Below are 22,553 nucleotides of genomic sequence, written 5' to 3'. Positions count from 1 at the left end.
CCCCCTGATCAAGGGCGCGCACACCCCTTAGGGTTGCCCCATGACCACCAGCAGCACCGGTACCGGTGACGTCGATTCCGCCGTCCGCGCGGAACTCGCCCGACTGCGCGACAGCATCGACAACATCGACGCGGCCGTCGTCCACATGCTCGCCGAACGTTTCAAGGCGACCCAGCAGGTCGGCCACCTCAAGGCCGCCCACCAACTGCCGCCCGCCGACCCCGCCCGCGAGGGCCGCCAGATCGCCCGCCTGCGCTCCCTCGCCGAGGACGCCAAACTCGACCCGGCGTTCGCCGAGAAGTTCCTGAACTTCATCATCGCTGAAGTCATCAGGCACCATGAACGGATCGCGGAAGGGCCTCTGAACAGCGGCAACGACTCGGACTTTTGACGTGTCCACTGCGGAAACTGATCGTTTAGGAGATTCTTAGGGGGTCACCCCTCCCAGACACTCTCCCAGCCCAGGTTCCGCATCGCCCGCTCGTACAACCCCTGCAACCCCTCCAGACGGAACTTCCGCATGGGCGGCGTCGGGTGCCGGTACGTGCCCTTGATGCCAGGGTACTTGTGCCCCATCTGCTCATACCCCAACACCGGCGCCACCCCGATCTCCTCCTGCCACGAGTCGTGCGTATGCCGCAGGTCCCGCATCGTCAACCCCCGCATGATCGACTCCCATGCTGGGCTCGCCGGCCGGCCGCGGCCCGGCTTCCGCTCGTCCCGCCCGTCCGCCGCCGGCCGCAGCACCTCGAACCAGTAGCTCCGCCACCACCACTTGCCCGTCTTCGTCGTGAACACGAAGTCGTGCGGCCAGTCCGCGAGGTGCTTCTCCAGCAGCTGAGCCAGGAACGGCGGCACGTCCACGTCCCGCGCACTCTTGGCGTTCTTCGGCGGCTCCAGCGCCCGGAAGGCGCGCCGCTTGCCGTCCTCGTCGCGCACCGTGTACTCGGCGAGCACGCCCTCGTCCTCGTCGATGCGAATGACCGGGCAGGTGAAGACCCCGCCGTCGTGCTTCTGCCTCCGCTCCAGCAGGGCATTGCGCCGGTGCAGGCCCGCCAGCTCCTCCCACCGCAGCCCCGTCCACGCCACGGTGATGACGTGCAGCCCGTAGACGGGCCCGAGCCGGCGCGCGAGCTGCAGCACGACCTCCGGCTCCGCGACGGTCTCCTCGTCGCTCTTGCGCTTGACCGTGTCCGCAGGAAGACCCGTCAAGCGTCGGCCGGCGAGCGGGTTCACGGTGACATACCGCTTGTCGACGGCACCGTTCATGATGCGGCTCATCAACTGCACGCAGTCCCGCACGGTGCTCCGGGCCGCGGTGAGGGCGAGCTCGCGGGCCCACGCCTCGACGTCGAACCAGTTGAATGCGCCGAGCTGGGTGTCCTTCCAGCGGGGGAGGACGTGAGACTCCAGCCGCTCCCACCGGTTCATCGTGGTCCGGCCGCGCGGCTTCTGGGCGGCCATCCACTCGGTGACGAAGCCACCGAACTTCTTACGGGACAGTTCAGGGTCGACCCAGCGTCCCTCGCTGATCGCGACCTCTTGGCGCTCCCCCCACTCCTCGGCGAGCCGTTTGGTGGGGAAGCCGGGCTCCGAGCCCCAGGTGCCGTCGGGTTTCTTGTACCGCGATCGCCACGTGAACTTCGTGGTCTTCTTCCCGTTCTTGACCTTGAAGACCTTCTCGGCGTAGGCCACCATGCCCCCTTGCGTCAGTGCTCGTCGGACAGTCTCTCGCGGCCATCGCGGGGGAGAGGCTGCCACCGCGGGGTTCGCTCGGTGGCGAGGCGGCTCAGTCTGTCGGCGGCGTACTGGGTGAGAGACACCGTCTTCTCGTCGACGGCGTAGGTGATGAACCGACTGCTGTGGTCGACGACGATGCCGAAAGGTTCGGGAAGGTCGTTTACCCGCTCGAAGCGCACGGGGACGACGGGGCCAAGCGGGGAGTCGGAGGGGCGAAGACCCCACCACTGCGTCATGCCGGCGAGTACCTGCGCGAGCCAGGCCGCACCAGTCTCACCGACGTCTCTCTTGTGGATGCGGAAGAGGCATCCGTCATCGAGGTCGACTATTTCAGGCTCTATGTAGCGTCCGCTGACACGCTCGACGTGCAAGACCGACACGTTCTCCCCGATCCGAGCAGTGGCCCCCCTCGGCGGTGTCCTGGTATGGAATCACAACCATGTTGCACAGGAAACCATCCGTGCCGAACTGATCACCTTTCGTCAGTCGGGGCACCTGTGTCCGGGGTGGTCTCCTGTAGGTGCCGGCGGCGGCGGCGCCACTCCTGTAGCGCCTCGTTGATTTCCTCCGGAGTCATGTCCACGCCGCCCTTCAGCAGGACGACCATGCGGGCGTCGGTGCCCTTCGGCCCTAGGTGGACGACGGTGCTACCGAGGGTGCGCCCGTTGCGCAGCTCCATAGCCACGTCGGGCGGCAGGTCGGAGACCCCGGTGTGAGCGTCGGTGTCGGCCAGCGGCTGGGCCGTTTCAGGTTCCCCGCCGGCGAGGACGCGGGCCGCCGAGTCGTGGGTCCAGCCGACTGCTTCCGCGTAGGCACGGATGGCGGGGGTGATGTTCTTGAACGATTTGCCCGCTTCGATGTTCTGGATAGTGGCTCGGCCGACGCTGATGCGCTGCGCCAGTTCAGGCTGCTTGAGCCCCATTGTCCTGCGTGCCTGCGCCAGTTTGGCGCCGAGTCGACTCCAGTCGCGGTCCATGGCCCCTCATCATGCCGCATGTGTGTGCAACCACGCATGCCTACTCAGACATGCCTGACCTGCCTACTTATGAGGCTAGAGGCGCTGGATGGTTGCACGGTAGGTGTGCAATTTAGCCATCCCTAACCCTTGGCCAACGATTCGTCCCAGCGAAGGCTGCCTATAAAAGTAGGCATCATGGGTTGCAAGCGTAGGCATCCTGGGCCTACCGTCTTCCTCGTGAGACCGCACGGCACCGCCATCCGGGACATAAGAAACGGCCAGAACCTTGGCCTTCGAGCGCTGGCCGAACGCGCTGGGATCGATCGCGGCCATCTCTCCCGCATCGAGCGAGGCGAGGTACGCAATCCGGCGAGCACCACTCTGCACCGCATCGCTGCCGCCCTGAAGGTCCCGGTCGATGCCATAACCATCACCGAGGAGAAGACGACGTGACCCTGCCCGAGCCTCCCCCCACTCCGGCTCAGTTCGAAATCCCCCCGCTCGACCCCCTCAAGCGGTACAGCCCCGAACAGGTGGCCGACAACCACTACATGCCCTACTCGGCCCGCATGCTCCGCGAGAAGGCATACAAGCAGGAGATCTACCACCACAAGGACGGTGGCCGGATCACCTTCACCGCCGAGGACATCCTCCGCAACAGCCGTCTCGGTGCCGTCGAACCGTTCATCGAGCCCAAGGCCGGCCGCTCCCGCCGTCAGCCGGCCCGCGCCGCCGCCTGACCGGCCAAACGAAGAGGCCGCCCCGAATGCGACCCCGAGGCGACCTCCGATCCACCCACACCATCCGTGAACAGAAGGGCAGATCCATGCCATCATCCCAGACGCTGACGGGCCAGGGCGCCCACATCGTCATCGACCAGTCGAAAGTCCGCGTCGTCGATGAGCTCATCCAGCGGGGAGCGCCGGGCTTCCCTCGCTCGCTGACCTGGTGGAGGCGCAACGTCCCGCTCTGGCTGGACGTCACCGAGAACGAGCAGGGTCACATCGTCCTGCAGCCCAACGGACACCAGGCCGACGGCACCGTCCTCGAAGTGACCCCTGCTCTCCGGCGCCGTCACATCCGGTACGCCCACGACTGGGTGGGCAGTCGGGTCTTCCTCGACCTCTCCGACGCAATCGTGGCTGAGACCGTCGAGGGCGGTGCCCGATGAGCTTGATGCCGACAACCGAGCCGCCGGTGTACGAGCCGGTCCCGGCCGGAGTGCGCAAGTTCGCGGAGCGCCACATGCCGGCGCACGTCGTGGCGGCCGAGCGGGAGATGCAGTTCGCGGCCCGCGAGCTGGGGCGCGCCGTGGACCCGCTGTCCGTCGAGGACATGGCGGACCGCGAGGACGTGATCGCGATGCACCGCCGCGCGGACAAGGTCGTCTCGTCCAACCCGGAGCGCATGGGCTCCCACCTGAGGAGCCTGTCATGAGCGACTACCCAGAGATCGCCGCGCACGTCGCCCGTGACGTGCAGGACGGCAAGCTGACCTCGCTCCGCGAGGACGGCCTGTACCGGCACGTCGAGTTCACGGCTTTGAAGGGCTGGACTCGGATCATCCTCGTCACCTGGCCGTACAACCTGCTGGTGGCCGGCTCGCATGGCTCGTACCACTTCGAGCGGTTCGGACCGGACACCGAGGACATGTTCAACTGGCTGCGCGGGATCCGTGTCGAGCCGGACCGTTGGGCGTCGAAGCTGGTCAACGGCGCGGACAGTGTCCGCGAGTACGACCGGGAGCGTCTGGTCGCCCAGGTCAAGGCCGAGGTCGCGGAGGCTGTGAAGGACGGTGCCCCGCGCGGTCTGCGGGCTGCGGTCCGGGAGCAGATCCTGGAGAGCGACCGTCTGCACTCGCGGGACTGGGCCATGCAGATGGTCAACGACTTCGAGCACGGCGTCACCTACCGCGCCGAGTGCACCTGCGGCGCCTTCCAGGACCACAACTCCTACGACGAGGCCGCCATCTGGGAGTTCTACCGGCACCGTCCGGCAGGCGACCACACGGTCAAGGTCCGCGAGACGGGTGGATTCGCCTTCTCGGATGTCGGCGACTGGAGCCTCGACAAGGTCAACTACCACTTCGCCTACCAGTGCCACGCCGCGTCCTGGGCCATCGCCCAGTACGACGCCGCCCGGAAGGCGGTGGCCGCGTGAACGCCGAGCAGTGGAACAAGCTCCACCCGGTCGGGACGCTGGTGTTCGCCTACCCGGGTGCCCGGCCGGAGGACATTCCGTCCGCCCGCCGGCTCGTGACCCGCACCCGTACCGAGGCTAAGACGGTCGGCTTGGACGGTGACGGCGTCGTCTGGGTCGAGGGGGAAGGATCCTACATCTCCCTGACCCACGTGGACCCGGTGCCGGAGGACGTGTGGGAGGAAGCGCGGGCGGCGGAGAAGCAGGCCGAGCCGGAGGTCCAGCTCGCGCCCGACCGTCTGTCGCCGGAGCGCGAAGCCGAGACGCGGAAGCACATCGCTGAGCTGATCTACCCGACCTACGGCCAGCGTGACACCGAGCGGACGCTCGCTATCGCTGACGCCGTGATGCCCGCCGTCCGCGCCGCGCTCCTCGCCGAGTTGGCTGCGGTCCGCGCGGAACGCGACCAGGCACTGGCCCGGGTCGCCGAGCTGGAGGCGGAGCGGCACACGACGAACGAGGCCCTGTCCGACGCGGCCGAGACGCTGCGGGCGAACCGGGACCGCATCGCCGAGCTGGAGCGGCCGGCCGTCGAGGCGAAGCGCCAGGACCGGGAGCGGGTCCGGTGACGCGCTACCGGCGGCGCCAGACCGACCACCACGCCGCCGCAGACCGGCTGCGCGCCCAGCCCGGCGTGTGGCTGCCCGTCGGCGAGTACAGCACCAGGGCCAGCGCGGACGGCACCGCGAAAACGATCCGTACCGGCCAGTGGCCGAACGGCCCGTCCCCGTACACGGCTGGCCACTTCGAGCCCCGCACCGAAATGACCGAGTTCGGCGTCCGCGTCGACGCCCGCTATCTCGGCCACCACACCACCACGCAGGAGGCGTCGTGAACAACCTCGACTTGGACGCTGGTCTCGCCGCGGTCGTCGACTTCGTCCGCGAAGTGCATGCCCCGATCGCGCTGGCCATCCAGTTCGACAAGGACGGCGGGGGCGTCACGTCGGCGGACTGCGCGGCCCTGTCCGGCGCTGTGTCGGCGCTGCTGGGAGCGATCGACGCGAGGCTGCCGCAGCAGACGGAGCCCATCGCCGTCGCCGCCGGGTGCCGCTCCCTCCGCGAGGTGGCGTGATGGTGGACCTCCTCGGCCTGCCGCCTACGCCGATATCCGCGGCGCCGGTGATAGTGCGGGGCCTGCTGCCCTCCCTTGGTGTCACCGAGCACCACCGCCGTCCCGTCCCGGCTTGGGTCACCGACCCGGACGCCATCGACTCCATCGCCCGCGGACTGTACGAACTCGACGACGAGGAGACGGGCCCCTTCCAGGTCCGCACCCTGTGGGCGGCCCGCGACGCCGGACTCCTCGACCCCGGCCGCCACTGAGCTCGTCGGCCGGGCGGTGAAGAGCAGGACCCGCCCGGCCGGCGAAGCAAGAACCCCCGAGCGCTCGTATCGCCCGGGGATCCAATACCAGCATCCCACGGAGAAGCCATGCAGAAGACCTACCAGTTCATCGACAAGGACCAGGACGTCGCGGGCGCCGAGCTCATCAACGACAAGGACCAGGGCCCCGTCCTCTGGCTCCAGACCTCCCCGGACGGCTGCTACATCCCCGTCGACCGCCTCGACGAGTTCATCGCGGGACTGCAGGCCGCCGCCGAGAAGCGCACCGACGCCACCGCCTGACCCACCCAGCCGGCGGTCGCGTCGAGTCCCCCGCTCCGCACCGCCCCTCCAGGGCCGCCAGCCCTGCACCCACCCCGGTCAGGGCTGGCGGCCCACCCATCAGCACACCCTCAGGAGCGTCACATGAGCACCGAAAGCACCACGAAACCCACCGGGCCACTCGGCTGCCGCGGCTGCGGCAACACGGCCGGGCCCTTCACGGCGAGCGGACTCTGCGAGGACTGCACACCCGCGGCGGAACTGCGCAGCGCCCTGGAAGACGGCGGCTGGCTCGACGACAAGGCACTCCGCCTCATGAACAACTACGCCGCCACCGTCCTGCACGAGGCCGCCGCCACCCTCCGCACGGTCCCCGGCTGCGAGAGCGCCGCCCGCATCGTCGACAACCTCGCCCACGGACGCACCCGATGACCGCCGCGATAGCCGTCGACGCGCCGCAGATCGTGGACGGTCTCCCGGCGGACGAGTACCACGCGGACACCACGTCGATCTCATCGTCCGGCCTGCGCGCCCTCCTCGCCCCCGGCTGCCCCGCCCAGTTCAAGTACGACCGCGACAACCCGCCCGCCCCGAAGAAGGAGTTCGACCTCGGGCACGCCGCCCACCTGTACGTGCTGGGGGAGGGCCCGGAGCTGGAGGTCATCGACTTCCCCGACTGGCGGAAGAAGGACGCCCAGATCCAGCGCGACGAGGCCTACCTCGCGGGCAAGGTGCCGCTGCTCACAAAGGACCACGACATGGTCCTTGCGATGGCCGATGCGATCCGCCAGCACCCCATCGCCGGCCCACTGTTTACGCCCGGCAGCGGCGTGGCCGAGCAGTCCATCTACTGGACCGACCCGGCTACCGGCGTCCGCTGCCGGGTGCGTCCCGACTGGCGTCGCGGCCCGATCATCGTCGACTACAAGACGATCAAGGATGCGTCGCCGGACACCATCAGCCGCGCCATCAAGGACCGCTCGTATCACCAGCAAGACGCCTTCTACATCGACGGCGTCGAAGCCGCCGGCCTCGCCCCCGACGGCGCCCGCTTCGTCTTCGTCTTCCAGTCCAAGCAGGCCCCCTACCTGATCACCGTGCGGGAGCTCACCGACCAGGACCGGGACATCGGCCGCGCCCGCAACGAGCGCGCGCTTCGCATCTACGCCGACTGCGTCGCCAACGACCACTGGCCCGACTGGACCGGCCCCGTCACCGAAATCCCCCAGATCGGAATGCCGACCTGGGACACCATCCGCCAAGCCGAGGAGTACCTCCGTTGACCAGCAACGAGATCGCCCAGCGCGACGAGCAGCAGGCCGTCGCCACCACCGACCAGCCGGCGAACACCCTGCCCGCCCCGGCGCCGACCGCGGGCACCACCGCCCTCATGCAGTGGGCGCAGGAAGCTGACCTCGCCTACCAGATGGCGACCAAGCTCGCCGCCACCTCCTTCGTCCCGCAGTCGCTGCGCGGTAAGCCCGGGGACATCGCCGCGGCGATCCTCGTCGGCTCGGAACTGGGGATGAAGCCGATGGCGACGCTCAAGTCCATCGACGTCATCCAGGGCACCCCCGCCCTCCGCGCCCACGCGATGCGGGCCATCGTCCAGCAGCAGGGCCACGAGATCGAGCTGATGGAGTCCACAGATACCCGCTGTGTCATGCGCGGCCGGCGCAAGGGCTCCGACGCCTGGCAGGAAGTCGAGTGGGTCATCGACCGCGCCCGGCTGATGGGGCTCCTCAACAAGGACCAGTGGAAGAAGAACCCGAAGGGCATGCTCGTCGCCCGCGCTACGGGCGAACTCTCCCGGCTGATCGCCTCCGACGCCCTCCATGGCATGGCCTACGTCTCCGAGGAGCTCGAAGGAACCACCCACGCCGAGATCGTGACGGTCGGCGGCACCGAGTTCCGGACCAAGGCGCCCCTGTCGGTGGCCGCTTTCACCAACCCGCCGACTCCCGCCGGAGTGCAGCGGCCCCTGCCCGCCCCGGCCGATGAGCCCGCGTACTCGGTCACCCGCGACGACCAGCCCGCGCCCGGCGCCTGGGACCAGGACGCCATCAACGACTCCACCGACTGGCAGCCCGAGGACGACCAGCAGTAGCCCGCACCCGCAGACGGCCGCCCCGCGGGCTATGCGGGGCGGCCTCCCAGAAGGAGACCACACAACGTGACCATCGACCACAGGGCCGAGGCGCTGAGCCTGCTGCAGGCCTCCCGCGAGGACAAGAACACCACCTACGAAGGCCACAACCCCGAAGCCGACCGGCTCATCGCCGAAGCCCAGGTCCACGCCGCCCTCGCCCGCAACGAGGAACAGGCCGCCCGGACCGCGGACCTGCGAGAGGCACTCAACTCGATCCGCCGCCGCGAGTACGACGCCCGCAGCCTGGTCGCCGCGCACATCGCGCAGGGCCTCACAAGCCGCGACAAGGACCGCTGGAAGGCCGCCCGTGACCTCGCCCAGGCCCTCGACGAGACCCACAACAACCTGGACGACCTCATCGACGCCCGCCTGTCCGACGACGGCTACGACACGAAGACGCCCTGGAGCGCCCCGGCAGGGAGCGGCGGCGGATGGATTGCCCACACCGCCGAGAAGACCACCGAGCGCGACCCGTGGGCACCGACCCCGGACATCACCGACCAGATCCCCGAGCCCGTCCGCCGCGTCATCGCCGGCCACCTCGCTGAAGCCCTCATCGACGGCCGCGACAGCGAGATCCAGAAGTGGGTCCGCGGCATCACCTACGAGCTCAAGCGCGAAGGCGTCGACCTCACCGAGGCGATCAAGGCCCGCATCACCGACCTCACCCTCGGCCGCGACCCGTTCGAGCCCCCGTTCTAGCCCGCACACGACGGGCCGCCCCCGCGGGAATCGGGGGCGGCCCACCTCAAGGAGAGCACAGACATGAAGGCACTGACCATCCGGCAGCCGTGGGCGGGATCGATCGCCCACCAGTCGAAGCGTGTGGAGAACCGCTCCTGGAAGCTGCCCGTCAAGCATGAGGGTGCCCGCATCCTCATCCACGCCGGAGCCCAGCTCGACCGCGACGCCCAGGTGTACGGCCCGCACCTCGGCGTGTACGGCGCCGTCGTCGCCGTCGCCACGGTCACCGGCTGCCACTGGTCGGAGGACGGCACCTGCTGCGGCCCGTGGGGCTTCGAGCGTGCCTACCACTGGACGCTCACCGACGTGACCGCGCTGCCCGAGCCGATCCCCGCCAGCGGCCGACTCGGCATCTGGACCCCCGCACCCGCCCTGATCGCCGCCGTCGAGCAGCAGCTCGCCGTGGCCACCGCCATCTAACCCGCCCCGCCGGGGAGCTCCGCACCCGTAATGCGGGGCTCCCCGGCCACCACTCCAGGAGAGCACACGCCATGGACAACACCACCACTCGCGACCGCTTCGGACCGCCCCTGCCGACTGCGGAGGAAGCCGCCACCGCGGGCCGTATCGGCTGGAACCTCCGCTGCAACAACTGCGGCGGCTACGGCGCCACCTGGATCCCCAAGATGCGGCCCGGCTGGGGCGCACTCGCCCTCTGCCACCCCGACAGGGCGGCCCTCGAGGCCATGCAGCGCCGCCACCAACAGGAGCTGGCCGCCCTCACCACCGTCCACTTCGAGCAGGACCGGGGGCAGCGATGACGCAGCTCCAGCTCCCCATCGTCGCCCAGGGAACCGTGTCCGTCGCGGCCGGCGAAGCCGCGAAGGCAGAGGGCATGGCCCGGGCCGCCGCGAACACCCCGCCGGACTGGGCCGCCGCTTGCCGCGCCGCGATAGAACTCATGGCCCGCCGCACCCAGCCGTTCCAGGCCGCCGACCTGATCGCCGAAGGCCTCGTCGACGAACCCGACAGCCCGGCCCGCTGGGGTGCCGCGTTCATGGCTGCCGCCCGTGCCGGAGTCATCGAGGAAGCCGGCTTCGTCCGGTCGAAGCGGGCCACCGTCCACGGGTCCATCTGCAAGCAGTGGACTGGCACCGCTGCCTGGAGGGCCGCCGCGTGAAGCCCGTCTTGGACTGGTTCTGCGACCTGATTGCCGTGTACGGCGCGATCCCCGTGACCCTCGGCATGGCCGTCGTCATCCTCGCCGCCTGGCTCGCGCTTGGGGTTGGCATCGACGCCATCAGGCGCCGGCAGAACCGACACGCCGGCGACTGGCAGGCCGACTTCCTCGAGCACACCACACCCACACCAGCCCGGAAGGAGACGCCGTGACCCGCCGCACCGGGGAACCCCCGAACCACAACACCCTCACCTGCTACACCGACTACAAGTGCCGGCTCCCCGAATGCGTCGCCCGCTACAACGACCGGAACATGGCCCGCATCCGAGCCCAGAAAGACGGCACCTGGAACGGCCTCGTTGACGCCGATCCCATCCGACAGCACCTCCTCGCCCTTGCCGTTGAAAACATCGGACCCGGCGCCGTCGCCTACACGACCGGCCTGCCCATCCAAACCATCATCGACTTCACCCGCCCCCGACGGGACAAGCGCCGTGGCAAGCGGCACCGCACCACCCCCGAGATCGCCGCGAAGATCCTCGCCGTCACCGTCGACAACCACACCCGCGGACGCCGCCCCGCCGCCGGAACACACCGGCGCATCCAAGCCCTCGCCGCGGCAGGCTGGCCTCTGATTCACATCGCCGCCCACGCCAAGCTCAGCCGGCCCACCCCCAGCGACCTGCTCCGCCGCGAGACCGTCTTCGCCGGCACCGCCAACGCCATCGCTACCGCCTACGACTACCTGAGGAACAAGAAGCCGGAGCGGCACGGCGTCGACAAAGTGCAGGCCGACCGCACCCGTAACTGGGCGAAGCGACAGAACTGGGCGCCGGTCTCCTACTGGAACGACCGCCTGGATGTCATCGACGACCCGCACTTCGAGTCCATGTACGGGATCACCCGCCGCGAGCTGATCGCCCAGGACGCCAACTGGGTCATGCGGACCACCGGCATCGACAGGCAGGCCGCGGCCGAACGACTCGGCGTCTCCAAGTCCTACGTCGAGCACGCGTTCCGCGACCACCCCGAGTACGCGGTGGATGTGGCCGCATGACCGCCGGCCGGTACGCGTGGATGACCGCCGCCCTCTGCGCCCAGACGGACCCGGACCTGTTCACCGCGGGCAAGCGCGGCGGCGGCAGCCAGACCGCCCGCTGCCCCGTCCGGCCCGCCTGCGAGGCGCACGCCGCGGCCCTCGAGCAGCACGACGGCGCCCGCATCCCCGGCATCTGGGGCGGGGCCACCAGCCGACAACGACGACGCGCCCGGCAGACAAGGGATGCCACGTGACCATCTACTACAACGACGACCAGGTGACCCTGCTCCTCGGTGACGCGCTGGAGAATCTGCGCACCCTGCCGGACGGATCCGTCGACTGCATCGTCACCTCATGCGCCAACCCGGTTGAGCTCCTTGACGAGCAGGTACAGCCGCTCTCGCTCGGCGAGGACATGAGGCGCAACGACCCATCGACGGATTGCAGTGTCGCCCCAACGGTTGCGGCTGATGCTCGGCTCCTCGTTCTGCACGCGCTGCTCGGACCTCGGCAAGTCCTTGCTCGCGCGCAGCGCCAGGCATGCCTCGGCCTGAAGCAGCTTGATGCGCAGGTGCGGAAGCATCATGCGCAGCGCCTCCGCGGCCACCCGGTTCGTCGCCTCCCAGTAGTGCAGCGGGCGGCCCTTGGTGGTCGACGATCTCTGGATCATGAGCGACCCGCCGAACGTCTCTCGCAGAAGTTCAGGGATCTGTGGGGTGACTTGCTTCAGCCCTATGCGCTCGCTGTAAACGGGCGCTCCGGCGTCGCCTCGAACTCGCTGCGCGTATGTCGACCTGCGGATGCCGATCGTTCCGTCGGAGTCGAACGCTCCAGCCAAGTAAGCCGCGACAGCGGCGTCAGTCTGCATGTAACTAATCCTACGCTGCGGGGGTGTTGAGAGTATGGACAAGCCGAAGATCTACTACGCGGACGAGCAGGTCACTTTGTGGCTTGGAGATGCGCTCGAAACGCTGCAGCAGATGCCTGACGGCTCGGTGAACTGCGTCGTTACTTCTCCGCCGTACTACTCGCTTCGCGATTACGGCACGGCCGTATGGGTCGACGCGGACCCTGACTGTGAGCACCAGATGGGCGACAAGCTGGACTACGTCTGTGTGCGCTGCGGCGGGGTGAAGAAGGACCGCCAGTACGGGCTGGAGTCGTCGCCGGCTAAGTACGTGGAGACGATGCGCGCCCTGTTCGCCGAGGCGCGGCGGGTGCTCGCCGACGACGGGACGCTGTGGCTCAACCTCGGCGACAGCTACGCGAGCACGACCAAGGGAAGCGGCGGCCAGGGCAAGTCGACTCTTGTCGGCACGCAGCATGAGGGCTCCTACTTCGCCCCGCGCAGGCTCGAGCCCGGCCTGCCCGAGAAGAACCTGCTCGGCATTCCGTGGCGCACCGCGTTCGCGCTGCAGGATGACGGCTGGATACTCCGCAACGAGATCATCTGGGCGAAGCCGAACGCGATGCCAGAGTCAGTCCGCGACCGGCTCAGCAACCGGCACGAGCACCTGTTCATGTTCTCAAAGTCGCCGCGCTACCACTTCGACCTGGACGCCATCCGCGAGCCGCTCGCCCGACCCGAAGCGCTCACCGAGGGCATCGTCTTCGGCGGCGCCAAAGGCCCTGGCGGCAAGCTCGGCGGATCCGGACGGCGCAGTGGCGGCAATGTCAGCGTGTACGGCTCGGGGGAGTCGACCAAGGGCCGCAACCCTGGCGACGTTTGGTCGATCACGACCCGCCCCTATCCGGCCGCCCACTTTGCGGTCTTCCCGATCGACCTGCCGCTGCGCTGTATCAAAGCCGGTTGCAAGCCCGGCGGCACCGTCCTCGACCCGTTCAGCGGCTCGGGCACGACCGGCGCCGCAGCCCGGCAACTAGGCAGGAAGTACATCGGGGTCGACCTGAACCCGGCCTACCACGACCTCGCCAAGGAGCGATTCGCCCAGGGCGTCATCGACTTCGGCGGCGCCGCATGACCGACAAACCGCAGATCACCGTCACGCCGCCACCCCAACCGAAGGCCACGCCCTACCAGTGCACACCCGTCTGCCCTGCCTGCCGTGAGGCCGCCCAGCAGCAAGCCGCCTAGCCCGCACACGACGAAGGCCCCGCCACGGCGGGGCCAGAGAGGAGGGGAGATGCGATCAGGTCCCGTGGACCAGGTCGTTGCGGTAGCGGATGAGGTCGCGCGCCCAAGCTTCACGGCGCCGTTCGTCTGGGATCTCGTCGATCATCCGCAGCATGGCGGCCACAGTGCTCCGATCCTCCAGAGCCTGTTTGTAGAAGTCCGCCGGCACAACGTAGGCGCTGCGGTCGCCGCGCTCGGTGAAGGCACCAGGGCGCTTCCCGTAGCGCACCTCGCGCAACAGCTGGGTGAGGTTCGCGCGGGCGTAGGTCATCGAGACCTCCGCGACGCCGTCTTCGGTGATCTGAATGCCCTGGTCAGCAGCCATGGCAAGAGTGTAAGTCATTTCCAATCCTTCCATTCTTTCCAATCTTTAAAGTAGTATGGCAGTGCGAGGTCAGCGCTGCCAAGACGCCAAGCCACGCAGGTTCGGCACGACCGAAGGATGAAGCCGTTGAGTACCGAGGCAGTCGACTGGGCCATGGACCGCGCGCCCATGCTGCGCACCGAGAAGGGCAAGCCGGACACCACCGCCCGGCACGTCCTGCAGGTGCTCGCCGAGCACGCGAGTCCGACCGGCACCGACGCACACCCCTCGGTGCTCCGCATCCAGTACCGAACCGGCTACGACCGGGCCACCGTGCAGCGCGCCCTGCGCCGGCTGGAGAAGGCCGGACTAATCGCCAAGGACGGAACCCGGGATGGCCGGACCCGGTACAAGCTCGCGATGGAACTGCGCCGCCCGGTCACCGACTGGAGCGACCTGGAGAGGGAGGAGGACGAGTTCCGGGCCGCTGCGGCGGAGCGCAAGCGCCGGTCCCGAGCGAAGGGTGTCACGCACGGAAAGTCCGTGACCGTCACAGACACAGAAGGCGTGACTGTCACGCACGGAGAATCCGTGACCGCCGATGTCACGCACTCTGCGTCCGTTCGTCACGCACTTAAAGTCCGTTCGTCACGCACGGAACGCAGCCCTAACCACCAACAACCGTCAGACAACCAACTACTAAAAGACTCTTCTTCTCCCGCAGCCGACCGCGACCAGCAGCAAGCCCCCGCCGCTGCCGGCCAGAGCAAGGACAGCAGCGAGAAGAAGGACCACCACCTCGAGGCCTTCGGCGCCTTCTGGATCAACTACCCGAAGAAGCGCGACCGCGAGGAAGCCAAGAAGGCGTGGATCGCCGCCATTGAACGTGGCGTCGCCCCCCAGCACATGGTCGACCGCGCCCAGGACTACGCCCGCGAACGCGCCGGCCAGGACGCCCAGTACACGAAGTACCCGGCCACCTGGCTGAACAAGGGCTGCTACGACGACGAGCCCGACCCCCAGCCCGGCCGCCCTGCTCTCCGCGCCGTGGCCGGCGGGTGGGAGGGCACGAACCGCCCCCACCCCGCCACTGGTGCTGCCGCTCCTGTACCGACCGCGGAGGACTACGAGAATGCGAGGCCTTTCTGATGACGACCGCTGACGAACGTCGAGCCCGCCACGACGCCGTACAGGCCGCGGCCCGCGCCGAGATTCGCGCTCAGACCCTCGACCGGTACCTCGCCCGCCGGCCCAGGGCGTTCGCCACCGACGGCGACATCCGGCCCGAGGTCCGCACCTGGATCGACGGCTACCTTGCTGGCTCCCACGCCTCTCTGCTGCTGCGCGGGGAGCCCGGCACCGGCAAGACCTGGCACCTGTGGAAGATCGGCGAAGAGCTGATCCGCCGGGGCTGGTTCGGCCGCTTCTACCTCGTCAGCGACTTCGAGTTCAAAGCCGCCGCGGACCGGCCCGTCAACCACGACAAGCTCACCGCCTGGCGCGAGGCCCCGCTCCTCGCCCTCGACGACCTCGGCGCCACCCAGCTGTACCCGTGGACCGTCGACGCGATCGCCCAACTCATCGACGGGCGCTGGCAGAACCAGCTGCCCACGTTGATCTCCACCAACCTGCCGACTCTCGAGCCGCTCGGCCCGCGGACCACGTCCCGCTTCGCCGACGGCGGCTCCATCGCCGCGAAGTTCACCGGCACCGACCACAGGAGGACCCACGCGTGACCCACGACAACGACCAGCCGCTCGATGACGGCTTCGACCGGCCGACCAGCCGACAGCAGCCGCCGTTTGACGAGGCAGCGGAAATGTCCGTCCTCGGATCGATGATCTTCTCCGCTCGCGCGGCTGAAGAAGTCATCGAGATCCTTGAGCCCGAGCACTTCTACCGACCCGCCAACGAGACCATCTACCGGGCCCTCGTCGACATCCATGCGGCTGGCGAAGCCCACGACCCGATCGCCCTCGGCAACCGGCTCGAGAGGGACGGCGACCTCACGCGCTGCGGCGGACGCTCCTACCTCCACGACCTCGTGCAGGCCGTGGTCACCGTCGCCCACGCAGAAGCGCACGCCGAGATCGTCCGTGAGAAGGCCATCCTGCGGAAAGTGCTCGCCGCCGCGGCTGGCATGACCAACAGCGTCCACGGCCGCGAACACAGCCCCGACGAGATCATCCAGAACGCCTACGACACCCTCGAAGGACTCGCCGGCCTGTCCGACGTCGGAGCCGACGACCTGTCCATCGGCGTCGACATCCTGGACACCGTCGCCGAGGTCGTCGACATCCGCGAGAACGGGCCGAAGGAAGGCCTCAAGACCGGGTTCGCCGACTTCGACTCCCTCACCGGCGGCCTGCAGCCCGGCCAGTTCGTTCTCGTCGCCGCCCGGCCGGCGATGGGCAAGTCGGTCCTGGCGGGCGACTTCACCCGGCACACCGCGATCCGCAACGACATCCCCACGGTGTTCTTCTCCCTTGAGATGGGTCGCAAGGAGCTGGAGAAGCGGTTCCTGTCCGCGCACGCCACCTATCCGCTGCACTGGATGAAGAACAAGGGCCCCCTCGACGAAGCGAAGATCATGAAGCTGATCGAGGCGGGCAAGGACATGCAGGCCTCGCCGCTGCACATCGTCGCCGACACCGGCATCACCCTCGCCAAGATTCGCTCGCACTGCCGTCGCGTCCAGCGCCGTCATGGCCTCGGCTTGGTCGTCATCGACTACCTGCAGCTCATGAGCGGCGAATCCACCGGCAAGAACGACAACCGGCAGCAGGAAGTCTCCCGGATCAGCCGCGGCTTGAAGACCCTCGCCATGGACCTTCAGGTCCCCGTCATCGCCCTGTCCCAGCTGAACCGGGGGCCGGAGCAGCGGCAGGACAAGAAACCGATGGTGTCCGACCTGCGCGAGTCCGGATCGCTCGAGCAGGACGCCGACATCGTGATCCTCCTGCACCGCGAGGACGCCTACGACAAGGAATCCCCGCGCGCCGGCGAGGCCGACCTGATCGTCGCCAAGCACCGCAACGGCCCGACCGCCACCATCACCGTCGCCTTCCAAGGTCATTACGCCCGGTTCGTCGACATGGCCGCCACCTGACCCGAGAGGAGAACCACCGTGCCCTACCTCGACACCTGCGACCGCTGCCTCACCGAAGACAGCCAGCCCATAACCCCCGCCAAGATCGCGCCGAACGGTCCGGGCTCCGTCCTCGCCACCTACCGCTGCCCCGACTGCGGCTCGATCTGGACCTGTGGGTGGGCCGCCGAGAACGACGACGCCGCATGACCGCCGCGTCCGGTCCGACCCCGCCGCCCGACGCCTGCACCTGCCCCCACCACCAGCAGCCCGCCACAACGCACCAGGAAGGAGCCGCATGAGCGCCGACATTGTCGAGTTGTTCAGAGGCCCAGGAGGATGGGCCGAGGGCCTGCGCATGCTCGGCCTCGCCGATGTCGGCCTGGAGTGGGACACGGCCGCCTGCCGTACCGCGCACGCCGCCGGGCACGCCACCATCCAGACCGATGTGGCCGCCTACCCGACCGCCCCGTTCGCCGGACGGATCACAGGGCTGATCGCCTCCCCGCCGTGCCAGGCGTGGTTGCGTGCCGGTAAGCGCGGCGGCCTCGAGGACCAGCCGCTCGTCACCCAGACCGTCCACGACCTCGCCCACGGCCGCGACAACCGCGCCCAGGTCCGGGCCGCCTGCAAGGACGAGCGGTCCCTGCTCGCCGCAGAGCCGATGCGCTGGCTGTACGACCTGCGCCCGGAGTGGGTGTGCATGGAGGAAGTCCCCGACGTCCTCCCGCTGTGGAAGCAGTACGCGTTGTACCTGCAGCAGTGGGGCTACAGCACGTGGTGCGGGGTTCTGAACGCCGCCGACTACGGGGTACCGCAGACGAGGAAGCGGGCCATCCTCATCGCCTCCCGCGTCCGCAAGGTCACCGCCCCGGACCCGACGCACGCCAAGGCGCCGGAGCTGGACCTGTTCGGGGAGTGCCTTCAGTCGTGGGTGTCCATGGCCGACGCGCTCGGCTGGGGGGCGACGGAGCGGGTGGCGCCCACCGTGACCGCCGGCGGTGGCAAGACGGGCGGGGCGGAGCCGTTCCCCTCGCAGGCCCGCAACGCCCTGCTCGCTGCCCAGGAACGCGGGGCGTGGGTGCTGCACACCAACCGCGACCAGCGGCCCGACGGCAGTCGGCAAACCACCGACCCGCACGGCGCACCGGCTCCGGCGTTCACGGCGAAGGCGGGCGGCCAGTGGGTCTTGAAGCGGCCCGCCACCACCGTCTGCGCCACGAACCGGATCGCCCCGCCCGGGCACCGCAACCGCGACGCCGGCGGCGAGTCCCAGTTCGCCAGCCCCGACACCGTCCGCATCACCGTTGCCGAGGCGGCCGTCCTGCAGAGCTTCCGGCCCGACTACCCGTTCCAGGGCACGAAGACGAAGCAGTTCGAGCAGGTCGGCAACGCCGTGCCGCCGCTGCTGGCCGCGCACGTCGTGTCCGCCGCCACCGGCATCCCGCTCGCCGAACAGCAGTTGGGGGTGGCTGCGTGACCGCCGATGCCTACCTGGTCATCCTGTGCGATCACCCCGGCTGTGAGCGGCCCGAAGGGCATTGGCCGGTCCGGTTCGAGCCGCACACGCACCGCGAACTCCGCCGGCTGCTGAAGGAAGACCGCGGCTGGTGCCGCACCCGAGACGGCCGGGACCTGTGCCCCGACCATGCCGCCTGAGCCGTGCGCGTCTGCTCCCGCCACACCCCACCCGCACCACACACCCGCGGCCACGAAGCCGCACAGACCCACTGGAGGAACCCGTGACCGACGACCAGCCCACCCTGCGTCTGCTGTCCCTCGGGGCCGGCGTGCAGTCCACCACCCTGCTCATGCTGTCCGCGGACGGCACCTTGCCGAAGGTGGACGCTGCGATCTTCTCGGACACCGGCTGGGAGCCCCGCGCCGTGTACGAGCACCTCGACCGGCTGGAGGAGGAGATCGCTCGGCCCGCTGGCATCCCGATCTACCGGGTGTCGACCGGCCGTATCCAGGACGACGTCCTCGACCCGGACAAGCAGCGCTCGCTTCCCGCCCACACCCGCGACCCGGAGACCGGCGACCTGGGGATGCTGAACCGGCGGTGCACGCAGACGTACAAGCTCACCCCGATCCTGAGGCAGACCCGACTGCTGCTCGGCGCGAAGACGTCCGACCCGAAGCCGTGCCGGTACTGCGACGGCAGCGGCGAGCGGATCGCCCCGTGGAGGGCCAAGCGTGGCGACTACACGTCCGGCTCGTGCTCTGTCTGCAACGGCACCGGCTCCCTCGTCCGGGTCGGGCAGCCTCCGGCCGGCGCGTGGGCCGAGCAGTGGATCGGGTTCTCCACCGATGAGATCACCCGCGTGTCCACCAACGGCGACACCCGCTACTCGAAGTCCCGGCATCCGCTGCTGGAGCTCAACATGTCTCGCACGCAGTGCTCGTCGTACCTGAAGCACCGCGGCTGGACGAGCGTCGAGAAGAGCAGCTGCATCGGGTGCCCTTTCCACGGCAACGCCGAGTGGCGGCGCATGCGGGACACCGATCCCGAGTCGTGGCAGCAGGCCGTCGAGTTCGACAAGCAGTACCGGACCGGGCCAGGCCTCCGCCACGAACGGTTCCTGCACATCTCCCGGCTCCCGCTCAGTGAGGCGCCCATCGACCGCATCCGCCCGTCCGAGTGGCAGCAGGACGACTTCTTCGACGCCGTGTACGACGCCGAACTCGCCGAGAACGGCGACCCCGACGGCTGCTCCCCGTGGGCATGCCGCTCCGGCCAGCCCGTCACCCCCGACGCCGCCTGACCAACCCCATGAACGCGGCGACCCGGAGCGCGTTGGTATCGCGCTCCGGGCCTGGCCCAGACCCTACCGACTTCCTGGAGGACACCGTGAGCAGCCCCACCCGAATCCAGCGCCGCCGAGTCCGCGGCTGGTGCGCGCCTGAGGGGGCCGTGTACGTCGGCCGCGGCACCCGCTGGGGCAACCCGTACAAGGTCACCAAGTGCGGCCCCACCCACTCGGTGATCGACTCGCGTACCGGCGGAGTCATCTACGGCAGCCGCGACGAGGCCGACGCCCGCCGGGTTGCCGTGGATTGGTACCGCGCCTGGTTCGCGAGCAAGCCGGGCCTGTACGCCGCGGTCCGCCGTCAGTTTGCCGGCCGGGACCTCATGTGCTGGTGCCCGCTGCCGGAGCCGGGCGACCCCGACCACTGTCACGCCGCGGTCCTTCTCGCCGCCGCGAACTCGCCGTCCGAGGCGCCCGCGTGAGGGGTGACCGGTGTGGTGTGGGGTCGCGTGCCTGCCCGCTGGGAGGGGCGTGAAGGGGCCTGTGTGCCCGTCTGGCGGCCTAACTCGCCCCGCTCGCCCGTCACCCGCGACTCAACCCACAGCGCCGCTCAGGCGCTCACAGAGACGATTCGAAGGAGAACGCGAACCATGACTGCGTACTACGACCACGAAGCCGCCCAGTTCTACTGGTCTGCCGACAGTGACGACTGCCCCCACACCCAGCCCGACTACGAGACCGAGGGCGACGCCTGGGACCTGTGGCGGGACCGGCACCCGTCCAGCGACGACGGCCCGATCTGCCTCGACGCGCCCGCCGGCATCTGCTGCCCGGCCTGCTCCGCCGAACACGGCGACCCGGTTCCGTGGGACCGCTGCGAGGGCCGCGACCACGTCCGTCCGAAGCGCGGCATGGTGCCCAACCCGGACGCCGAGCACCAGCCCGTCCAGGTCTGGGTGGGCGGCATCGACTGCGTCGAGCGGGAGTGCGACGAGTACTTCACCGATGACGGCGACGAGCGCCCGGACGTAGAGGTCTGCTCCCACATCCGCGAGGAGACGACGTGCAGCTGCCGACGCCGCGAGTGCGGTGAGTACGCCCTCGAGTCGTGTCCCCTCGTCGCTGCCTGACGCCACCTCCTGCCGGTCGCCTGCCTGCTGGTGGGCGGCCGGCATCCCACCCCGACTCGAAAGGCCAACCATGACCGACCAGACCGCCCCGACCATCACGCCGAACCCGGATGGCGATGGCGTCATCCTGCACCTGCCGGAGATCACCCACGTGGACACGCAGGTGTGGTCCGCCGACGTGGGTCTCACCGCCGAGGGGCTGGCCGCCCTGCGGACGCTGCTGGGTGCGCCCGCCGTGCAGCAGCCGCCCGTGGACCGGGCCGCCACCTTCGCCTCGGTGCGCCCGCACACCCTGAGCTCGATCGCCCGCCATCTTGAGGCCCGAGCCGTTGCCATTCTGCGGCCGGAGAGCCAGACCTACGCCGAGTGGCAGACCGTGGCCGCCGAGTTGCGCCGCATGGCCGACGAGGCGCGGCCCGTCGAGCACCAGCCGCCGTCCCACCGCTGGGCCGCCGAGTTCCGTGACCCGGTCGCGGACGAGTGGATCCCCGGCACCCGATTCCTCAACCGGCACCACGCCGTGCAGCGCTATGAGGCTGCCATCCAGCACGCTCCGGCGTGGAAGGACGGCACGCCCGTGGAGCGCCGCCTCGTCCGGGAGACGACCACGTACACCGTCGAGGCCGAGCACCAGCCCGCCGACGAGGCGCGGCAGGGCGGGGCGCACAGTGGCTGACCTGGAGCGCACCGAGTTCCTGTACGGCGTCGACAGCAGCGTGGCCGACGACGACCGGTTCTACGAGCCGCCCCACATCGTCCGGTTCCGGATCACGAAGAAGACCCCGAAGCGGATCTACTACATCCCCGAGAACTGGGGGCGTCCCGTGCAGCGGTTCGTGGACCGGGTCGCGCTGGAACGGGACGGTGAAGTCCGGCGGCGTTCGGCTGGTTGGTGGGAGCCCGACGCGACGGTCTACCTGAACCCGCCCGAGCTCGAGCAGCCGGCCAAGCCGGACCTTGGGGCCTTGCGTGCCGAGATGGCCGACGCGCACCCGGACCGCGGCGGAACCGACGCCGAGTTCATCGCCGCCCGCCGCCGCTACGAGCAGGCCAAGGCGCAGCAGCCCACCCCGTGACGCCGACCGGGTCCGGCCGGCGGGCATCCGGCCGGACCCGCCCGCACCGTACCAACCAACCCATCACCCGAAGGAGATCACCGTGACGTACCCGCAACTGCTCACCCCGGCCGAGAAGCTCGCCGGCGGCAAGGCACAGCTGAACATTCCCACCATCACCGTCATCTGCGGCAGCACCCGCTTCATGCGCGAGATGGCCGACGCCGACCGGGAGCTGACCTGGGCCGGGCACATCGTGGTCAAGCCCGGCTGCGACATGAAGACGCCGCATGACCTGTGGGCGGACCCGGTCGAAGCGGAGGCCGGGAAGGTCCGGCTGGATGGTCTGCACCGGGCGAAGATCCGCCTCGCTGACGAGGTGCTGGTGGTCGGTGACTACATCGGCGACTCCACCCGCTCGGAGATCGCCTACGCCCGCAGCCTGGGCAAGCCGGTCCAGTTCACGCACCCCGACGTCGACCCCGACCGCCAGTAGCCCACCCGACGGGGCCGCCGCACCCGCGGCGGCCCCACCCC

39 protein-coding genes are annotated in these 22,553 nt (G+C 69.4%); 34 read left to right on the top strand and 5 right to left on the bottom strand.

Features of this window, described 5'->3' with window-relative positions; all coding sequences use genetic code 11:
* The first annotated feature begins 40 nt into the window (after positions 1 to 40).
* Positions 41 to 391 carry a chorismate mutase gene (locus ACF061_RS01165; RefSeq protein WP_392264680.1) on the top strand — a complete coding sequence of 117 codons (351 nt, stop codon included), beginning with the start codon at positions 41 to 43 and terminating at the stop codon, positions 389 to 391.
* Positions 392 to 435: 44 nt separating this feature from the next.
* On the opposite strand, the gene ACF061_RS01160 is transcribed toward ACF061_RS01165, so the two are convergent.
* From ACF061_RS01160 to ACF061_RS01150, 3 genes are all read right to left on the bottom strand, one after another.
* Positions 436 to 1,698: a hypothetical protein gene (locus ACF061_RS01160; protein ID WP_392264679.1), complete on the bottom strand. Its 1,263-nt coding sequence runs from the start codon at positions 1,696 to 1,698 to the stop codon at positions 436 to 438.
* A gap of 11 nt (positions 1,699 to 1,709) precedes the next feature.
* A complete protein-coding gene (locus tag ACF061_RS01155; protein ID WP_392264678.1) occupies positions 1,710 to 2,111 on the bottom strand; it encodes a hypothetical protein in 402 nt (133 codons plus the stop codon).
* 101 nt (positions 2,112 to 2,212) lie between these two features.
* Complete coding sequence (locus ACF061_RS01150) at positions 2,213 to 2,716, bottom strand: helix-turn-helix domain-containing protein (RefSeq protein WP_392264677.1); 504 nt, start codon at positions 2,714 to 2,716, stop codon at positions 2,213 to 2,215.
* A 219-nt stretch (positions 2,717 to 2,935) separates the two neighbouring features.
* Here ACF061_RS01150 and ACF061_RS01145 point away from each other — a divergent pair, with 219 nt between their 5' ends.
* From ACF061_RS01145 to ACF061_RS01050, 20 genes are all read left to right on the top strand, one after another.
* Positions 2,936 to 3,151, top strand: a complete 216-nt coding sequence (locus ACF061_RS01145) for a helix-turn-helix domain-containing protein (RefSeq protein WP_392264676.1) — start codon at positions 2,936 to 2,938, stop codon at positions 3,149 to 3,151.
* Positions 3,148 to 3,438 (top strand): hypothetical protein, encoded by a 291-nt coding sequence (locus tag ACF061_RS01140; protein WP_392264675.1) that lies wholly within the window; start codon positions 3,148 to 3,150, stop codon positions 3,436 to 3,438. The genes ACF061_RS01145 and ACF061_RS01140 overlap by 4 nt, the downstream gene beginning before the upstream one ends.
* Positions 3,439 to 3,524: 86 nt before the next feature.
* Positions 3,525 to 3,869, top strand: a complete 345-nt coding sequence (locus tag ACF061_RS01135; protein WP_392264674.1) for a hypothetical protein — start codon at positions 3,525 to 3,527, stop codon at positions 3,867 to 3,869.
* Between the two features lie 5 nt (positions 3,870 to 3,874).
* Positions 3,875 to 4,135 carry a hypothetical protein gene (locus ACF061_RS01130; RefSeq protein ID WP_392264673.1) on the top strand — a complete coding sequence of 87 codons (261 nt, stop codon included), beginning with the start codon at positions 3,875 to 3,877 and terminating at the stop codon, positions 4,133 to 4,135.
* Positions 4,132 to 4,857 (top strand): hypothetical protein, encoded by a 726-nt coding sequence (locus ACF061_RS01125; RefSeq protein ID WP_392264672.1) that lies wholly within the window; start codon positions 4,132 to 4,134, stop codon positions 4,855 to 4,857. The genes ACF061_RS01130 and ACF061_RS01125 overlap by 4 nt, the downstream gene beginning before the upstream one ends.
* Entirely contained in the window at positions 4,854 to 5,465 is a 612-nt protein-coding gene (locus tag ACF061_RS01120) for a hypothetical protein (RefSeq protein ID WP_392264671.1), read from the top strand. The genes ACF061_RS01125 and ACF061_RS01120 overlap by 4 nt, the downstream gene beginning before the upstream one ends.
* Entirely contained in the window at positions 5,462 to 5,731 is a 270-nt protein-coding gene (locus ACF061_RS01115) for a hypothetical protein (RefSeq protein ID WP_392264670.1), read from the top strand. The genes ACF061_RS01120 and ACF061_RS01115 overlap by 4 nt, the downstream gene beginning before the upstream one ends.
* Entirely contained in the window at positions 5,728 to 5,970 is a 243-nt protein-coding gene (locus ACF061_RS01110; protein WP_392264669.1) for a hypothetical protein, read from the top strand. The genes ACF061_RS01115 and ACF061_RS01110 overlap by 4 nt, the downstream gene beginning before the upstream one ends.
* Positions 5,970 to 6,221 (top strand): hypothetical protein, encoded by a 252-nt coding sequence (locus ACF061_RS01105; RefSeq protein ID WP_392264668.1) that lies wholly within the window; start codon positions 5,970 to 5,972, stop codon positions 6,219 to 6,221. Before ACF061_RS01110 ends, ACF061_RS01105 begins: the two co-directional genes overlap by 1 nt.
* Positions 6,222 to 6,329: 108 nt before the next feature.
* Complete coding sequence (locus ACF061_RS01100; RefSeq protein WP_392264667.1) at positions 6,330 to 6,524, top strand: hypothetical protein; 195 nt, start codon at positions 6,330 to 6,332, stop codon at positions 6,522 to 6,524.
* A gap of 123 nt (positions 6,525 to 6,647) precedes the next feature.
* On the top strand, positions 6,648 to 6,935 hold the full coding sequence (locus ACF061_RS01095) for a hypothetical protein (RefSeq protein WP_392264666.1): 288 nt from the start codon (positions 6,648 to 6,650) through the stop codon (positions 6,933 to 6,935).
* Positions 6,932 to 7,786, top strand: coding sequence for a PD-(D/E)XK nuclease-like domain-containing protein (locus tag ACF061_RS01090; RefSeq protein ID WP_392264665.1), 855 nt, complete (start codon positions 6,932 to 6,934; stop codon positions 7,784 to 7,786). Before ACF061_RS01095 ends, ACF061_RS01090 begins: the two co-directional genes overlap by 4 nt.
* A complete protein-coding gene (locus tag ACF061_RS01085) occupies positions 7,783 to 8,610 on the top strand; it encodes a hypothetical protein (RefSeq protein ID WP_392264664.1) in 828 nt (275 codons plus the stop codon). The genes ACF061_RS01090 and ACF061_RS01085 overlap by 4 nt, the downstream gene beginning before the upstream one ends.
* Before the next feature lie 66 nt (positions 8,611 to 8,676).
* Positions 8,677 to 9,354, top strand: a complete 678-nt coding sequence (locus tag ACF061_RS01080) for a hypothetical protein (protein ID WP_392264663.1) — start codon at positions 8,677 to 8,679, stop codon at positions 9,352 to 9,354.
* Between the two features lie 63 nt (positions 9,355 to 9,417).
* Positions 9,418 to 9,816, top strand: coding sequence for a hypothetical protein (locus ACF061_RS01075; RefSeq protein WP_392264662.1), 399 nt, complete (start codon positions 9,418 to 9,420; stop codon positions 9,814 to 9,816).
* A gap of 71 nt (positions 9,817 to 9,887) precedes the next feature.
* Entirely contained in the window at positions 9,888 to 10,157 is a 270-nt protein-coding gene (locus tag ACF061_RS01070) for a hypothetical protein (RefSeq protein WP_392264661.1), read from the top strand.
* Positions 10,154 to 10,516: a hypothetical protein gene (locus ACF061_RS01065; protein ID WP_392264660.1), complete on the top strand. Its 363-nt coding sequence runs from the start codon at positions 10,154 to 10,156 to the stop codon at positions 10,514 to 10,516. Before ACF061_RS01070 ends, ACF061_RS01065 begins: the two co-directional genes overlap by 4 nt.
* A complete protein-coding gene (locus ACF061_RS01060) occupies positions 10,513 to 10,728 on the top strand; it encodes a hypothetical protein (protein WP_392264659.1) in 216 nt (71 codons plus the stop codon). Before ACF061_RS01065 ends, ACF061_RS01060 begins: the two co-directional genes overlap by 4 nt.
* Positions 10,725 to 11,573, top strand: coding sequence for a hypothetical protein (locus tag ACF061_RS01055; protein WP_392264658.1), 849 nt, complete (start codon positions 10,725 to 10,727; stop codon positions 11,571 to 11,573). The genes ACF061_RS01060 and ACF061_RS01055 overlap by 4 nt, the downstream gene beginning before the upstream one ends.
* A complete protein-coding gene (locus ACF061_RS01050) occupies positions 11,570 to 11,809 on the top strand; it encodes a WhiB family transcriptional regulator (protein WP_392264657.1) in 240 nt (79 codons plus the stop codon). Before ACF061_RS01055 ends, ACF061_RS01050 begins: the two co-directional genes overlap by 4 nt.
* Before the next feature lie 98 nt (positions 11,810 to 11,907).
* Here ACF061_RS01050 and ACF061_RS01045 read toward each other — a convergent pair whose 3' ends face one another.
* A complete protein-coding gene (locus ACF061_RS01045) occupies positions 11,908 to 12,423 on the bottom strand; it encodes a hypothetical protein (RefSeq protein ID WP_392264656.1) in 516 nt (171 codons plus the stop codon).
* 34 nt (positions 12,424 to 12,457) lie between these two features.
* Here ACF061_RS01045 and ACF061_RS01040 point away from each other — a divergent pair, with 34 nt between their 5' ends.
* A complete protein-coding gene (locus ACF061_RS01040) occupies positions 12,458 to 13,537 on the top strand; it encodes a DNA-methyltransferase (protein ID WP_392264655.1) in 1,080 nt (359 codons plus the stop codon).
* 168 nt (positions 13,538 to 13,705) lie between these two features.
* Here ACF061_RS01040 and ACF061_RS01035 read toward each other — a convergent pair whose 3' ends face one another.
* Positions 13,706 to 14,014 carry a type II toxin-antitoxin system prevent-host-death family antitoxin gene (locus tag ACF061_RS01035; RefSeq protein ID WP_392264654.1) on the bottom strand — a complete coding sequence of 103 codons (309 nt, stop codon included), beginning with the start codon at positions 14,012 to 14,014 and terminating at the stop codon, positions 13,706 to 13,708.
* 126 nt (positions 14,015 to 14,140) lie between these two features.
* Here ACF061_RS01035 and ACF061_RS01030 point away from each other — a divergent pair, with 126 nt between their 5' ends.
* From ACF061_RS01030 to ACF061_RS00975, 12 genes are all read left to right on the top strand, one after another.
* The gene (locus tag ACF061_RS01030; RefSeq protein ID WP_392264653.1) at positions 14,141 to 15,142 is read left to right on the top strand and encodes a helix-turn-helix domain-containing protein; all 1,002 of its coding nucleotides are present in this window, start codon (positions 14,141 to 14,143) and stop codon (positions 15,140 to 15,142) included.
* Entirely contained in the window at positions 15,142 to 15,729 is a 588-nt protein-coding gene (locus ACF061_RS01025) for an ATP-binding protein (RefSeq protein ID WP_392264652.1), read from the top strand. Before ACF061_RS01030 ends, ACF061_RS01025 begins: the two co-directional genes overlap by 1 nt.
* The gene (gene dnaB, locus ACF061_RS01020) at positions 15,726 to 17,102 is read left to right on the top strand and encodes a replicative DNA helicase (protein ID WP_392264651.1); all 1,377 of its coding nucleotides are present in this window, start codon (positions 15,726 to 15,728) and stop codon (positions 17,100 to 17,102) included. Before ACF061_RS01025 ends, dnaB begins: the two co-directional genes overlap by 4 nt.
* 18 nt (positions 17,103 to 17,120) lie before the next feature.
* Positions 17,121 to 17,291, top strand: coding sequence for a hypothetical protein (locus ACF061_RS01015; protein WP_392264650.1), 171 nt, complete (start codon positions 17,121 to 17,123; stop codon positions 17,289 to 17,291).
* 88 nt (positions 17,292 to 17,379) lie between these two features.
* A complete protein-coding gene (locus ACF061_RS01010; RefSeq protein ID WP_392264649.1) occupies positions 17,380 to 18,561 on the top strand; it encodes a DNA cytosine methyltransferase in 1,182 nt (393 codons plus the stop codon).
* A complete protein-coding gene (locus tag ACF061_RS01005; RefSeq protein ID WP_392264648.1) occupies positions 18,558 to 18,740 on the top strand; it encodes a hypothetical protein in 183 nt (60 codons plus the stop codon). Before ACF061_RS01010 ends, ACF061_RS01005 begins: the two co-directional genes overlap by 4 nt.
* 83 nt (positions 18,741 to 18,823) lie before the next feature.
* Positions 18,824 to 19,846 carry a hypothetical protein gene (locus ACF061_RS01000; protein WP_392264647.1) on the top strand — a complete coding sequence of 341 codons (1,023 nt, stop codon included), beginning with the start codon at positions 18,824 to 18,826 and terminating at the stop codon, positions 19,844 to 19,846.
* An 86-nt stretch (positions 19,847 to 19,932) separates the two neighbouring features.
* On the top strand, positions 19,933 to 20,313 hold the full coding sequence (locus ACF061_RS00995) for a DUF4326 domain-containing protein (RefSeq protein WP_392264646.1): 381 nt from the start codon (positions 19,933 to 19,935) through the stop codon (positions 20,311 to 20,313).
* Positions 20,314 to 20,481: 168 nt separating this feature from the next.
* Positions 20,482 to 20,961 carry a hypothetical protein gene (locus ACF061_RS00990; protein WP_392264645.1) on the top strand — a complete coding sequence of 160 codons (480 nt, stop codon included), beginning with the start codon at positions 20,482 to 20,484 and terminating at the stop codon, positions 20,959 to 20,961.
* 70 nt (positions 20,962 to 21,031) lie between these two features.
* Entirely contained in the window at positions 21,032 to 21,637 is a 606-nt protein-coding gene (locus ACF061_RS00985) for a hypothetical protein (protein WP_392264644.1), read from the top strand.
* Positions 21,630 to 22,037: a hypothetical protein gene (locus ACF061_RS00980; protein WP_392264643.1), complete on the top strand. Its 408-nt coding sequence runs from the start codon at positions 21,630 to 21,632 to the stop codon at positions 22,035 to 22,037. Before ACF061_RS00985 ends, ACF061_RS00980 begins: the two co-directional genes overlap by 8 nt.
* Before the next feature lie 82 nt (positions 22,038 to 22,119).
* The gene (locus ACF061_RS00975) at positions 22,120 to 22,512 is read left to right on the top strand and encodes a hypothetical protein (protein WP_392264642.1); all 393 of its coding nucleotides are present in this window, start codon (positions 22,120 to 22,122) and stop codon (positions 22,510 to 22,512) included.
* Positions 22,513 to 22,553: the final 41 nt, after the last annotated feature.

Source organism: Streptomyces sp. NPDC015220, assembly GCF_043079345.1.
Classification (GTDB): Bacteria; Actinomycetota; Actinomycetes; order Streptomycetales; family Streptomycetaceae; genus Streptomyces.
Note: the sequence above shows the minus strand (reverse complement) of the source record. Positions and strands in the feature narration are given on the sequence as shown.

Bases quoted from the DNA above. Each gene is read 5' to 3' on its own strand.
- ACF061_RS01165 (WP_392264680.1), top strand. From the start codon at position 41: ATGACCACCAGCAGCACCGGTACCGGTGACGTCGATTCCGCCGTCCGC.
- ACF061_RS01160 (WP_392264679.1), bottom strand. From the start codon at position 1,698: ATGGTGGCCTACGCCGAGAAGGTCTTCAAGGTCAAGAACGGGAAGAAG.
- ACF061_RS01150 (WP_392264677.1), bottom strand. From the start codon at position 2,716: ATGGACCGCGACTGGAGTCGACTCGGCGCCAAACTGGCGCAGGCACGC.
- ACF061_RS01135 (WP_392264674.1), top strand. From the start codon at position 3,525: ATGCCATCATCCCAGACGCTGACGGGCCAGGGCGCCCACATCGTCATC.
- ACF061_RS01130 (WP_392264673.1), top strand. From the start codon at position 3,875: ATGCCGACAACCGAGCCGCCGGTGTACGAGCCGGTCCCGGCCGGAGTG.
- ACF061_RS01125 (WP_392264672.1), top strand. From the start codon at position 4,132: ATGAGCGACTACCCAGAGATCGCCGCGCACGTCGCCCGTGACGTGCAG.
- ACF061_RS01105 (WP_392264668.1), top strand. From the start codon at position 5,970: ATGGTGGACCTCCTCGGCCTGCCGCCTACGCCGATATCCGCGGCGCCG.
- ACF061_RS01100 (WP_392264667.1), top strand. From the start codon at position 6,330: ATGCAGAAGACCTACCAGTTCATCGACAAGGACCAGGACGTCGCGGGC.
- ACF061_RS01095 (WP_392264666.1), top strand. From the start codon at position 6,648: ATGAGCACCGAAAGCACCACGAAACCCACCGGGCCACTCGGCTGCCGC.
- ACF061_RS01090 (WP_392264665.1), top strand. From the start codon at position 6,932: ATGACCGCCGCGATAGCCGTCGACGCGCCGCAGATCGTGGACGGTCTC.
- ACF061_RS01075 (WP_392264662.1), top strand. From the start codon at position 9,418: ATGAAGGCACTGACCATCCGGCAGCCGTGGGCGGGATCGATCGCCCAC.
- ACF061_RS01070 (WP_392264661.1), top strand. From the start codon at position 9,888: ATGGACAACACCACCACTCGCGACCGCTTCGGACCGCCCCTGCCGACT.
- ACF061_RS01065 (WP_392264660.1), top strand. From the start codon at position 10,154: ATGACGCAGCTCCAGCTCCCCATCGTCGCCCAGGGAACCGTGTCCGTC.
- ACF061_RS01050 (WP_392264657.1), top strand. From the start codon at position 11,570: ATGACCGCCGGCCGGTACGCGTGGATGACCGCCGCCCTCTGCGCCCAG.
- ACF061_RS01045 (WP_392264656.1), bottom strand. From the start codon at position 12,423: ATGCAGACTGACGCCGCTGTCGCGGCTTACTTGGCTGGAGCGTTCGAC.
- ACF061_RS01040 (WP_392264655.1), top strand. From the start codon at position 12,458: ATGGACAAGCCGAAGATCTACTACGCGGACGAGCAGGTCACTTTGTGG.
- ACF061_RS01035 (WP_392264654.1), bottom strand. From the start codon at position 14,014: ATGGCTGCTGACCAGGGCATTCAGATCACCGAAGACGGCGTCGCGGAG.
- ACF061_RS01025 (WP_392264652.1), top strand. From the start codon at position 15,142: ATGACGACCGCTGACGAACGTCGAGCCCGCCACGACGCCGTACAGGCC.
- ACF061_RS01010 (WP_392264649.1), top strand. From the start codon at position 17,380: ATGAGCGCCGACATTGTCGAGTTGTTCAGAGGCCCAGGAGGATGGGCC.
- ACF061_RS00990 (WP_392264645.1), top strand. From the start codon at position 20,482: ATGACTGCGTACTACGACCACGAAGCCGCCCAGTTCTACTGGTCTGCC.
- ACF061_RS00985 (WP_392264644.1), top strand. From the start codon at position 21,032: ATGACCGACCAGACCGCCCCGACCATCACGCCGAACCCGGATGGCGAT.